Source organism: Mesorhizobium sp. M7A.F.Ca.US.010.02.1.1, from assembly GCF_004023085.1.
In the GTDB taxonomy this organism is placed as follows: domain Bacteria; phylum Pseudomonadota; class Alphaproteobacteria; order Rhizobiales; family Rhizobiaceae; genus Mesorhizobium.
In genome coordinates, this window is record NZ_RZRV01000081.1 from 1 (window position 1) to 9,963 (window position 9,963).

Below are 9,963 nucleotides of genomic sequence, written 5' to 3' on the forward strand. Positions count from 1 at the left end.
GGAATAGGGGAATAGGGGGCGACGGTTCATTGGTGTCCTTGCCGTCGTTGCTCGTTTGCGCCAATGGCGCTCCACAAAAAATCTCCAAGCCTTTCGAACCTTTTGCCGCGCCGCGCCGACTGATGGTTAGAGGCGAATGGGTCGCCTCGATCAAAAGATCCAGGAGATCATCATGTTCAAGCGCACTCTTACCTCAGGCCTCGTCGCCATCTTCGTCGCCACCGGCGCGCTCGCCGGCACTGTCGGCACGTCGTCAGCCCACGGCATGCACGGCCATCACCACAACTACAACCATCACAAGAAGCACTTCAAGAAGTACTGGTGGAAGCACTACAACCATCACCACAACCATCACCACAGGCATGGCAGGGTGATCATTTTCCTTTGATGGAGGGACCCATTCTTCCAAAAGGGCGGCTTCGGCCGCCCTTTTTGCGTTGGGCGATCACTTTGTGAAGTGGGGACGGCAAAGCTGCCGATCTCCCCCTTTGCGGGGGAGATGTCCGGCAGGACAGAGGGGGGTGTGAAGGATCACCGGCTTCCCCATGAACTTTCTCTATTTTGTCCGTGCGGTTGCCTCGCCCTGATTGGTTGACAAGCTGGCGGGACAGCACCCCCCTCTGCCCTGCCGGGCATCTCCCCCGCAAGGGGGGAGATCAGCCGCATCAACTTCTTCGCCAAGCTCTCGCAAGGTCGCCGTCAGCATGACCTCGGTCGATCCGATTTCCCCGATCCCAGAAAAATCGAAAAAAGATTCGAACCTTTTTCCTGGCCGCGACGACAGATGATCAAGAGGCGGATGGATCGCCTCGGTCAACGAAGCAAGGAGATCGTCATGTTCAAGAGCACACTCGTTTCCGGCCTCATCGCCACTGCAGTTGCCGCCGCCACGCTGGCCGGCACCGTCCAGCCCTCGGCCGCCCACAGCCATCACCACAACCGCGAAATCGGCATCGGCATTGCCGCCGGCGTCGGCGGCTTCGTCCTCGGCAGCCTGCTCGCCCAGCCGCGTACCGTCTATGTCGACGAAGGCGGCGGCTCGTGGCACGTCCGCCGCTGCTATGACCGCTACCAGAGCTATGATGCGGACTCCGACACCTATCTCGGCCACGACGGCTATCGCCACTACTGCCGTCTCTGAGAGGAGGTGGCGTTTCAATCAGCCAGAAGAGGGGCGCCCCGCAGCCCCTCTTCTCGCTGTGCTTGAAACGATCGGACCGTCAGGTCGCCCTGATGCCGCCGATCATCCTGGTCACCTCGGCCGCGGCATCGCGCACCAGCGGGCCTATCTCGGCCAGCCGCTCCGGCGTCACCCGCACCGTTGGCCCGGACACCGAGACGCCACCGATCGGCTCGCCGAATTCGTTGAAGATGGCGGCTGCCACGCAGCGCATGCCGGGATGCCGCTCCTCGTCGTCGACCGACCAGCCGCGCAGCTTGATCCGCGCCAGATCGTGGGCAAGGGCCGAAATGTCGGACAGCGTCCTGTCGGTGAAGCGCTGCAGGCCTGCCTTGCGCAGGATGGTTCCGACGCGCTCCGGCTCGAGATGCGCCAGCACCGCCTTGCCGATGCCGGACGCATGGAAGGGGCTGCGCGTGCCCGGCCGGAAGAAGGCGCGGATCGCCTGATGCGTCTCGACCTGGCTGACGAAGACCACGCAATCGTCCTCGGCGACGCCGAGATTGGCGGTCTCGCCTGACCTCTCCATCAGTTCCTGCATGACGACGCGGGCGCGATCGACCAGCTTGCGGCGGCGCAGGAACGCCGCGCCCATGCGGTAGGTCTCGACGCCGATCGACCAGAGCTGGTCTGATGTGTCGAATTCGACCATGCCGTGGTTTTGCAGCGTCGTCAGCATGCGGTAGGCGGTGGAGGCGGCAAGGCCGCTCTGCGCAGAGATCTCGCTCAGCGACAGGCCGCTGCCTTCCGCGACAATGGCCAGGATGCGCAACGCCCTGTCGAGCGACTGCACCGAACTGGCCTCCGAGGGCCTGTTGAAAGCGCGCGGCCGACCGCGCTGGCGTTTTTCGGTCGTTTCCATGCCGCCATTCTCGGTCGTTTCGCCAAATGCGCAATGAAAAAGTTTTTCACTACGTTCGCGGGTCGGATTCCTGGAAAACAGAAAATCAAATAAAATCAAGAAAATGACGCCGTTTTCTAGAAATGGAAAAATATTCTGAAAAAATTGAAAAATAACCGGCGTGCTGACATCCTTGGCCAATCCAACAATGACAAACCCGTGGAGGGCTGGAAAATGGCCAGGATGCGCGCTGTCGATGCCGCGGTTCTCGTTCTCGAAAAGGAAGGCATTTCCTGCGCTTTCGGCGTGCCGGGCGCGGCGATCAATCCGTTCTATTCGGCGCTGAAGGCGAGGGGCACGATCCGCCATGTGCTTGCCCGTCACGTCGAGGGCGCCTCGCACATGGCGGAAGGTTTCACCCGCGCCAAGGCGGGCAATATCGGCCTGTGCATCGGCACTTCGGGTCCAGCCGGCACCGACATGATCACCGGGCTCTATTCGGCCGCCGCGGATTCCATCCCGATCCTGTGCATCACCGGTCAGGCGCCGCGGGCGCGGCTGAACAAGGAGGATTTCCAGGCCGTCGACATATCAGCCATTGCCGCGCCGGTCGCCAAATGGGCAGTCACCGTCATGGAACCCTACCTCGTCCCGATGGCGCTGCAGAAGGCGTTTCACCTGATGCGCTCGTCACGTCCCGGCCCGGTGCTGATCGACCTGCCGGTCGACGTGCAACTCGCCGAAATCGAATTCGACATCGACGCCTATGAGCCGTTGACGCCGTTCAAGCCGGCCATGACGCGCGCCCAGGCCGAAAAGGCGTTGACGATGCTCAACGCCGCCGAAAAGCCGCTGATCGTCGCCGGCGGCGGCATCATAAACGCCGATGCGTCCGATCTGCTCATCGAATTCGCCGAGATTTCAGGCGTGCCGGTCATCCCGACCTTGATGGGCTGGGGAGCGATCCCCGACGATCACCGGCTGATGGCCGGCATGTGCGGACTGCAGACCTCGCACCGCTATGGCAATGCGACGATGCTGGAAGCCGACTTCGTCTTCGGCATCGGCAACCGCTGGGCCAACCGCCACACCGGCTCCGTCGATGTCTACACCAATGGCAAAAAATTCATCCATGTCGACATCGAGCCGACGCAGATCGGCCGTGTCTTCGCGCCGGATCTCGGCGTCGTTTCGGATGCCGGTGCCGCACTGAAGATGCTGCTCGACGTCGCCACCGAATGGAAGACGGCGGGCAAGCTGCGCGACTGGTCCGGCTGGGCTAAGGAATGCCAGGCCCGCAAGAAGACGATGAAGCGCAAGACGCATTTCGACCAGGTGCCGCTGAAGCCGCAGCGTGTCTATGAGGAGATGAACAAGGCGTTCGGCCGCGACGTCACCTATGTCACCACGATCGGCCTGTCGCAGATTGCCGGGGCGCAGTTCCTGCATGTCTACAAGCCGCGCAACTGGATCAATTGCGGCCAGGCCGGCCCGCTCGGCTGGACCTTGCCGGCTGCCCTTGGCGTTCGCGCCGCCGACCCGGACCGCACCATCGTGGCGCTGTCGGGCGACTATGATTTCCAGTTCATGATCGAGGAACTGGCGGTCGGCGCACAGCACAAATTGCCCTATCTGCATGTCGTCGTGAACAACGCCTATCTCGGCCTGATCCGCCAGGCGCAGCGTGGGTTCTCGATGGATTTCGAGGTCGACCTTGCCTTCGAGAACATCAACCGGGCAGGCGATCCCGAGGCCGGCTACGGCGTCGACCATGTTGCCGTCGCCGAGGCGATGGGCTGCAAGGCGGTCAGGGTGCGCAAGCCCGAAGAATTCGCCGGTGCCTTCAAGGAGGCCCAGCGGCTGATGAAGGAGCACCGGGTGCCGGTCGTGCTCGAATTCATCCTCGAACGCGTCACCAACATCTCGATGGGCACCGAGATCGACAAGATCACCGAATTCGAGGAGCTTGCCGAACATCAGGAAGATGCGCCGACAGCGATCGTGATGTTGGATTAGGAGAAAAAGAATGCCGCGGTTTTCAGCCAATCTTTCGATGCTCTTTGGCGAGCATGAGTTCCTCGACCGTTTCGATGCCGCCGCTCGCGCCGGCTTCAAGGGCGTCGAATATATCGGCGCCTATGACCATGCCCCCGATGTCGTCGCGGCCCGGTTGAAGACGAATGGTCTGACCCAGGTGCTGTTCAATCTTCCAGCCGGCGACTGGGGCAACGGCGAACGCGGCATTGCGGTGCTGCCGGACCGTGTGCCGGAATTCCGCCAGGGCATCGCCAAGGCGATCACCTACGCGCAGGCGCTCGGCTGCCAGCAGGTCAATTGCCTGGCCGGCATCGCGCCGGCCGCCGCCGACCGCAAGGTGCTGGAGGATGTCTTTGCCGAAAACCTCGCCTTCGCGGCGGAGAAGCTGGAGCAGGCCGGCATCAGGCTGCTGATCGAGCCGATCAACACGCGCGATATTCCGGGCTTCTTCCTCAACTATTCCGATCAGGCCTTGGCGCTGATCGATCGCGTCGGCTCGAAAAACCTGTTCCTGCAATACGACATCTATCACATGCAGATCATGGAGGGGGATCTCGCCAGGACCATCGAGGCTAACCTTGGCCGCATCGCGCATATCCAGCTTGCGGATAATCCCGGCCGTCACGAGCCGGGGACGGGTGAGATCAATTATCCCTTCCTCTACGAGCATATCGACCGCATTGGTTATGCCGGATGGGTCGGGGCTGAGTACAAGCCGAAGGCTGGGACGGAGGCTGGCTTGGGGTGGCTTCGGGAGTTGGCCGGGCAGGGAAGTGCTGCGGCGTAAGCATTAGAGGGGGGGCGTTTCACACAGTCATTTGGAGAACCACAATGGAAACCATCGGCTTCATCGGCCTCGGCATCATGGGCGCGCCGATGGCGGGGCACCTGCTGGATGCGGGCTATCATGTCATCGCCAGCGACCATCGCTCCAAGCCGCCGGCCGACCTCGTCGCCAAGGGGCTGAAGTCAGTTACCGGCCACGCCGCCGTGGCCAAGGCTGCCGACATCATCATCCTGATGGTGCCCGACACGCCGCAGGTGGCCGATGTGCTGTTTAGCGACAACGGCGTCGCGTCCGGCCTGGCAAAAGGCAAGCTGGTCGTCGACATGAGCTCGATCTCCCCGATCGAGACCAAGGTTTTTGCCAGGAACATCAACGACCTGGGCTGCGACTATCTCGACGCGCCGGTCTCGGGCGGTGAAGTCGGCGCCAAGGCGGCGTCGCTGACCATCATGGTCGGCGGCGAGGAAACCCCCTTCGAGCGCGCCAAGCCCCTCTTCGAGAAGATGGGCAAGAACATCACCCTGGTCGGACCGAATGGCGTCGGCCAGACCACCAAGGTGGCCAACCAGATCATCGTTGCGCTGACCATCGAAGCCGTCGCCGAAGCGCTTGTTTTTGCGTCGAAAGCCGGCGCCGATCCGGCCAAGGTCAGGCAGGCGCTGATGGGCGGGCTGGCGGCTTCGCGCATTCTGGAAGTGCATGGCGAGCGCATGGTCAAGCGCACCTTCGCGCCTGGTTTCCGCATCGAACTGCACCAGAAGGATCTGAACCTCGCGCTGGAGGGCGCGAAGGCGCTCGGCGTTTCCTTGCCCAACACCTCGACGACTCAGCAGCTGTTCAATTCCTGCGCGGCCAATGGCGGCGCCAAGGAGGATCATTCGGCGCTGGTCAGGGCGCTGGAGCGGATGGCCAATTTCGAGGTCGGCAGCGAGGCAGCCGACGCCAGGGGCAAAGCGGCATAGGTCAGGAGAGGGCGGCGCAACGTTCCCAAGCCGCAAACTCTTGGCCCGTCGAAGAACGGGTTCCGGCGTCTGTCGGAACCCGTTTCTCGTTTCGAGATATTTTTGGCTTAGAGCATTCCACCGTTTCACGGAAATGGCGAAATGCTCTAACTCTTTGTTTTGACGCAATTCTGGAAGGAAAACCGCTTCACACTTTTCCTAGAATTGCTCTAGCCGCGCTTCAAAAATGCCCGCGCCACGTAAAGGCTGATCGCCGCGGCATTCGACACGTTGAGCGAATGGATGGCGCCGGGCATGTCGAGCCGCGCCAGCGTGGTCACCGTCTCGCGCGTCTTCTGGCGCAGGCCCTTGCCTTCGGCGCCCAGCACCAAGGCGATCTTTTCTCCGGCAAAGCTCTTTTCGAGTTCGGCCGGCGCGTCCGAATCAAGTCCGATGGTGCGGAAGCCGGCCTCGTGCAACTGGCCGAGTGCGTCGGCGAGGTTCTTCACCTCGATCTGGTCGATGTGCTCCAGCGCGCCGGAGGCGGATTTCGCCAGCACGCCCGATTCCTGCGGGCTGTGGCGGGCTGTGGTGATCAGCGCGCCGGCGCCGAAGGCGACCGCCGAGCGCAGGATAGCGCCGACATTGTGCGGGTCGGTGATCTGGTCGAGCACCAGCACCAGCTTCGCGTCGCCAAGCGCATCGAGCCGCTTGGCTTTCAGCGGCTCGGCCTCGATCAGCACACCCTGATGCACGGCGTCCGACCCGGTGATCTTGTCGATGTCCCTGGGTTCGACCAGTTCCGTCTTGAAGGGCAGGGCGGCGAGATCGGCGATTTCCAGTCGCTCGGCCGCGTTGCGCGTCACCAGCATCTTCCTAATCTTGCGGCGCGGATTGTCGAGTGCGGCGCGCACGGTGTGCAGGCCGTAGAGCCGCACCAGGCCATCCGCGGCATTTTCGCCCGGCGGAACCGGCTGTCGGGGCCGGAACGCCGGCGCGCCGCCGCTTTTCTCGTCGCGATAGGCGCGGCGCAGCTTGGCGTAATGGGTGTCTTTGGGGGTGTTGGTTTTGTCGCTCATGGCTGGCTTCTATAGCTGTCTCCTCCGGCCAAGGATATGGCCCGCCGTCACAGCCGGCGAACAGAAACGAAAAACATGGTTGCGCGGTTGACACCCAATGGGCTTGCCGCCATAAGGCGCTGCGCTGGTTTCGGAGAACACATAACTCGGGTCCGGATCGGCGTGAATGCCTCGTTGCATGGCTCCGGCGGCAGACTGGAGAGGTGCCCGAGTGGTTAAAGGGGACGGACTGTAAATCCGTTAGCTTAGCTTACGTTGGTTCGAATCCAACCCTCTCCACCACTGCCGGCCCGGAAGCCCTGAAACGTGACAAGAATCGGACCGAAAAGTGCATGGCGCTTTTCGGATGAATCCGGTACTTGAGGAACGGCGCGGGTATAGCTCAGTGGTAGAGCAGCAGCCTTCCAAGCTGAATATGCGGGTTCGATTCCCGCTACCCGCTCCAGACACTTATCCCATCACCGGCAAGCCGAAACACTGCGCACGAGGCGCGCAGTGCTCCAATTGTAGTGGCTGCGCCGCGTCAGCTGTTGAACGCGGTGGCGACCTGGTGCTGCTGCGGCACCTGGCCGTTCGGCGTCAGTCTGTCGACGATACCGGGCAGGGCGGTGGACAGTTGCTTGAGCAGTTCCTGCTCGTCCAGCCCGGTCCGTTGCGCGATCTCGCGAATGATCTGCGGTCCGATCGCGGTGCCAAGATCGTTGGCATTGATCGGCTGGTTCTGCCCGGTGCCGACCCAGGAGTCGGCGGCATTGCCGTGGCCGGCATTTCTGAGCTTGTCGAGCAGGCCGCCCAATCCGCCAGCCAGGCCACCATCGGCGGATGTGGTTTCCGTCGGGACGGGGGCGGTCGGAGCGGGCGCGGGAGACTGCTCTGGCTCTTCGGCACTTCTGCCGCTCAGCATCTTGCCGACCAGCAATGCGCCGAGCGCGATCATCAGGGGTTTGGTGATGTTGCCGCCGGGAACGGCATTGTCAAAAAGTCCCATAGTGGATCCTCCATAGCGACCAAGGCCCGACCCCTCATCAACAATGAAGCATTCGGGCGGAATTTCAAGGTGGCTTGAGGTTATGACAATCCTATGAAAATGTCGGCTGGCGAGGGGATGGAGAGGAAAAAATGGGTATCATCAGCTGGATCATTCTGGGCGCCATTGCCGGCTTCCTGGGCAGCAAGATCGTCAACAAGACCGGCCAGGGCCTGATCATGGATATCGTCCTCGGCATCGTCGGCGCCATTGTCGGCGGCGTGATCTGCAGCCAGATCTTTGGCGTGGGTGTCACCGGTCTCAACATCTCCAGCCTGATCGTCGCGGTGGTTGGGGCGGTGGTCGTGCTGTGGGCCTACCATCAGTTCAGCGCAAGGCGGACGCTTTAGGCACCTGCGGATCGTCTGAGGTTTCGAGTTTCCGAAGGCAAGACCGCTTCAGGCCTGTACGTGCAGCGGCTCGTCTATGGCATCAACACTGCATCGGCGGCGACGAAAAAGATCAGCGTTCCGGCGATGAACACCGCCCAGCCGACAAGCGACTTGCGGATGGCGGCCTTGTGCTCGGCGTCGGAGCTCTTGTTCTGGTCAAAATCGGTCACGGGGAACTCCCTTGGCTGATTGATCATCTCGTCGTCGATCGAACTATGCTTCGCCGATTAGACGATCTTTTTCGGCGCGGCAACTGCTCATCCGCGCATGCGTGGATGCGGAGGCTCCAGGTCTTTGTTTATGCATGTCGTTCTCCCAAATCCGGGGCACTTTTGGGCGACATGCATCAGGCGACGACGGCCAGCCGGCGCTGACGCTGATCCAGCGACACGATGGTCAGCCCGCTGCCGACCACCAGCAGGATGCCACAGATCGCCAGTGTGTTTGGGAATTGCCCGAACACCAGCAGGCCCGAAATCACCGCCCAGACGGTGAAGCAATAATAGAACGGTGCCACGGCGCTGGTCGGTCCGACGCGATAGGCCATGAAGATGAAGAAATGGCCGAAGATCAGGAAAAATCCAGCACCCGCCATCAGCAGCAGGTGATGTGCCCCGGGCATGACCCAGCGCTCTGAAACCAGATGCGCGGCGCCGGCGCCGATCAGCACCACCACGACTGCGGAAATCGCCACGATCATCCCCGGCACCTCGACCGCGACCCGCCGACCGGCAAGGTCGCGCGCCGCCGCAAATGTGGCATTGCCGAGCGCCAGCAAGGCGTAGACCGAAATGCCTTGCATGCTCGGCTGCGCCACCATCAGCGCTCCGACGAAGCCGAGCCCGATCAGCGCCATGCGCCGGCCGCCGATCCGCTCGCCAAACAGGATCGAGGAGCCGACCAGCATCAAGAGCGGCGTGATCTGGCCGAGCGCGGTGGAATCGGCAATCTGCATATTGGCGAGCGCGATCACATAGCAAAGGATCGCCGCCAGCTCGAGCACGTTCCGGCTCAGTACGCGCTTGTCGAAGATCAGCGGGATCTGCTTGCCGTAGCCCAGCGCGAACAACAGCGGGAAGCCCCAGAGCGCAGCCGCGGCACCCCGCAGAAACAGCACTTCGTAGGACGGCAGGCCTGCCGTCGCGAGTTTCATCATCGTGTCGTTGACGAGATACGATCCCGTCGAGACGATCATGAACAGCGGGCCGCGGATAGAGGCAGGGATGAAATGCATCTGGCCACAAGATCAGAGGCGGGTGGTGGCGGCAATGGTCCATGGCCTGGCCATGAATCAGACAGGGCCGGGCAAGCAAGCCAGCGCTTTCGCGGCCTCGATCGGTCGGCCCGCTACCCCTTCATTTTGCCCAGAGCCTTCCTATATCTTCGTCATATCCCCGCAATCGGATCGATGGTTCGGACTGAGTGAGACGGCACCCGGCCAAAAGACGCTTGTGTTTTTTGGCCTTTGTCGCTAATCGCCCCGCATTCGACTGAACTGAAGGTCTTCGACCGAACTGAAGATCCGGGCCGTCCAAGGAAAGAGACAATGGCAAAAGGTAAATTCGAGCGTAACAAGCCTCACGTGAACATCGGCACGATTGGCCACGTCGACCATGGCAAGACGTCGCTGACGGCGGCGATCACCAAGTATTTTGGCGAATACAAGCGCTACGACCAGA

At 62.0% G+C, this 9,963-nt stretch carries 12 protein-coding genes and 2 tRNA genes; 9 read left to right on the forward strand and 5 right to left on the reverse strand.

What is annotated here, in order from left to right:
* Positions 1-172: 172 nt before the first annotated feature.
* On the forward strand, positions 173-388 hold the full coding sequence (locus EOA19_RS34300) for a hypothetical protein (protein ID WP_023812096.1): 216 nt from the start codon (positions 173-175) through the stop codon (positions 386-388).
* Positions 389-835: 447 nt separating this feature from the next.
* Entirely contained in the window at positions 836-1,141 is a 306-nt protein-coding gene (locus EOA19_RS34305) for a BA14K family protein (RefSeq protein WP_023812095.1), read from the forward strand.
* Positions 1,142-1,220: 79 nt separating this feature from the next.
* Here the strand turns inward: EOA19_RS34305 and bhcR are convergent, their stop codons facing one another.
* The gene (gene bhcR, locus EOA19_RS34310; protein WP_128306058.1) at positions 1,221-2,042 is read right to left on the reverse strand and encodes an HTH-type transcriptional regulator BhcR; all 822 of its coding nucleotides are present in this window, start codon (positions 2,040-2,042) and stop codon (positions 1,221-1,223) included.
* A gap of 213 nt (positions 2,043-2,255) precedes the next feature.
* On the opposite strand from bhcR, the gene gcl reads away from it, so the two are divergent.
* From gcl to EOA19_RS34325, 3 genes are read left to right on the forward strand one after another with little or no spacing between them, the layout of a single operon-like run.
* Entirely contained in the window at positions 2,256-4,037 is a 1,782-nt protein-coding gene (gene gcl / locus EOA19_RS34315; protein ID WP_128306059.1) for a glyoxylate carboligase, read from the forward strand.
* 10 nt (positions 4,038-4,047) lie between these two features.
* Positions 4,048-4,845: a 2-oxo-tetronate isomerase gene (otnI, locus tag EOA19_RS34320; protein ID WP_128306060.1), complete on the forward strand. Its 798-nt coding sequence runs from the start codon at positions 4,048-4,050 to the stop codon at positions 4,843-4,845.
* Between the two features lie 44 nt (positions 4,846-4,889).
* Positions 4,890-5,807 (forward strand): 2-hydroxy-3-oxopropionate reductase, encoded by a 918-nt coding sequence (locus tag EOA19_RS34325; RefSeq protein ID WP_128306061.1) that lies wholly within the window; start codon positions 4,890-4,892, stop codon positions 5,805-5,807.
* Between the two features lie 209 nt (positions 5,808-6,016).
* Here EOA19_RS34325 and rlmB read toward each other — a convergent pair whose 3' ends face one another.
* Positions 6,017-6,865, reverse strand: a complete 849-nt coding sequence (gene rlmB / locus EOA19_RS34330) for a 23S rRNA (guanosine(2251)-2'-O)-methyltransferase RlmB (RefSeq protein ID WP_023812090.1) — start codon at positions 6,863-6,865, stop codon at positions 6,017-6,019.
* A gap of 197 nt (positions 6,866-7,062) precedes the next feature.
* Between rlmB and EOA19_RS34335 the strand changes: the two genes are divergently transcribed.
* Together EOA19_RS34335 and EOA19_RS34340 are read left to right on the forward strand one after the other, a co-directional pair.
* A tRNA-Tyr gene (locus EOA19_RS34335) sits at positions 7,063-7,147 on the forward strand.
* Between the two features lie 89 nt (positions 7,148-7,236).
* Positions 7,237-7,310: transfer RNA gene (locus tag EOA19_RS34340), tRNA-Gly, on the forward strand.
* Between the two features lie 78 nt (positions 7,311-7,388).
* Here EOA19_RS34340 and EOA19_RS34345 read toward each other — a convergent pair.
* Entirely contained in the window at positions 7,389-7,853 is a 465-nt protein-coding gene (locus EOA19_RS34345) for a YidB family protein (protein WP_023812089.1), read from the reverse strand.
* A gap of 131 nt (positions 7,854-7,984) precedes the next feature.
* On the opposite strand from EOA19_RS34345, the gene EOA19_RS34350 reads away from it, so the two are divergent.
* Complete coding sequence (locus tag EOA19_RS34350; RefSeq protein WP_023812088.1) at positions 7,985-8,242, forward strand: GlsB/YeaQ/YmgE family stress response membrane protein; 258 nt, start codon at positions 7,985-7,987, stop codon at positions 8,240-8,242.
* Between the two features lie 74 nt (positions 8,243-8,316).
* On the opposite strand, the gene EOA19_RS35550 is transcribed toward EOA19_RS34350, so the two are convergent.
* Positions 8,317-8,454: a hypothetical protein gene (locus EOA19_RS35550; RefSeq protein WP_164778452.1), complete on the reverse strand. Its 138-nt coding sequence runs from the start codon at positions 8,452-8,454 to the stop codon at positions 8,317-8,319.
* 176 nt (positions 8,455-8,630) lie between these two features.
* Complete coding sequence (locus EOA19_RS34355; RefSeq protein ID WP_128306062.1) at positions 8,631-9,518, reverse strand: DMT family transporter; 888 nt, start codon at positions 9,516-9,518, stop codon at positions 8,631-8,633.
* A 312-nt stretch (positions 9,519-9,830) separates the two neighbouring features.
* Here EOA19_RS34355 and EOA19_RS34360 point away from each other — a divergent pair.
* Positions 9,831-9,963: GTP-binding protein (locus tag EOA19_RS34360; protein WP_245261238.1), on the forward strand; the 133-nt coding region annotated here is incomplete at its 3' end.

Coding starts and splice junctions, on each gene's coding strand:
- gcl (WP_128306059.1), top strand. CDS start 2,256: ATGGCCAGGATGCGCGCTGTCGATGCCGCGGTTCTCGTTCTCGAAAAG.
- EOA19_RS34325 (WP_128306061.1), top strand. CDS start 4,890: ATGGAAACCATCGGCTTCATCGGCCTCGGCATCATGGGCGCGCCGATG.
- EOA19_RS34350 (WP_023812088.1), top strand. CDS start 7,985: ATGGGTATCATCAGCTGGATCATTCTGGGCGCCATTGCCGGCTTCCTG.
- rlmB (WP_023812090.1), bottom strand. CDS start 6,865: ATGAGCGACAAAACCAACACCCCCAAAGACACCCATTACGCCAAGCTG.
- otnI (WP_128306060.1), top strand. CDS start 4,048: ATGCCGCGGTTTTCAGCCAATCTTTCGATGCTCTTTGGCGAGCATGAG.
- EOA19_RS34355 (WP_128306062.1), bottom strand. CDS start 9,518: ATGCATTTCATCCCTGCCTCTATCCGCGGCCCGCTGTTCATGATCGTC.
- EOA19_RS34345 (WP_023812089.1), bottom strand. CDS start 7,853: ATGGGACTTTTTGACAATGCCGTTCCCGGCGGCAACATCACCAAACCC.
- bhcR (WP_128306058.1), bottom strand. CDS start 2,042: ATGGAAACGACCGAAAAACGCCAGCGCGGTCGGCCGCGCGCTTTCAAC.
- EOA19_RS34300 (WP_023812096.1), top strand. CDS start 173: ATGTTCAAGCGCACTCTTACCTCAGGCCTCGTCGCCATCTTCGTCGCC.
- EOA19_RS34305 (WP_023812095.1), top strand. CDS start 836: ATGTTCAAGAGCACACTCGTTTCCGGCCTCATCGCCACTGCAGTTGCC.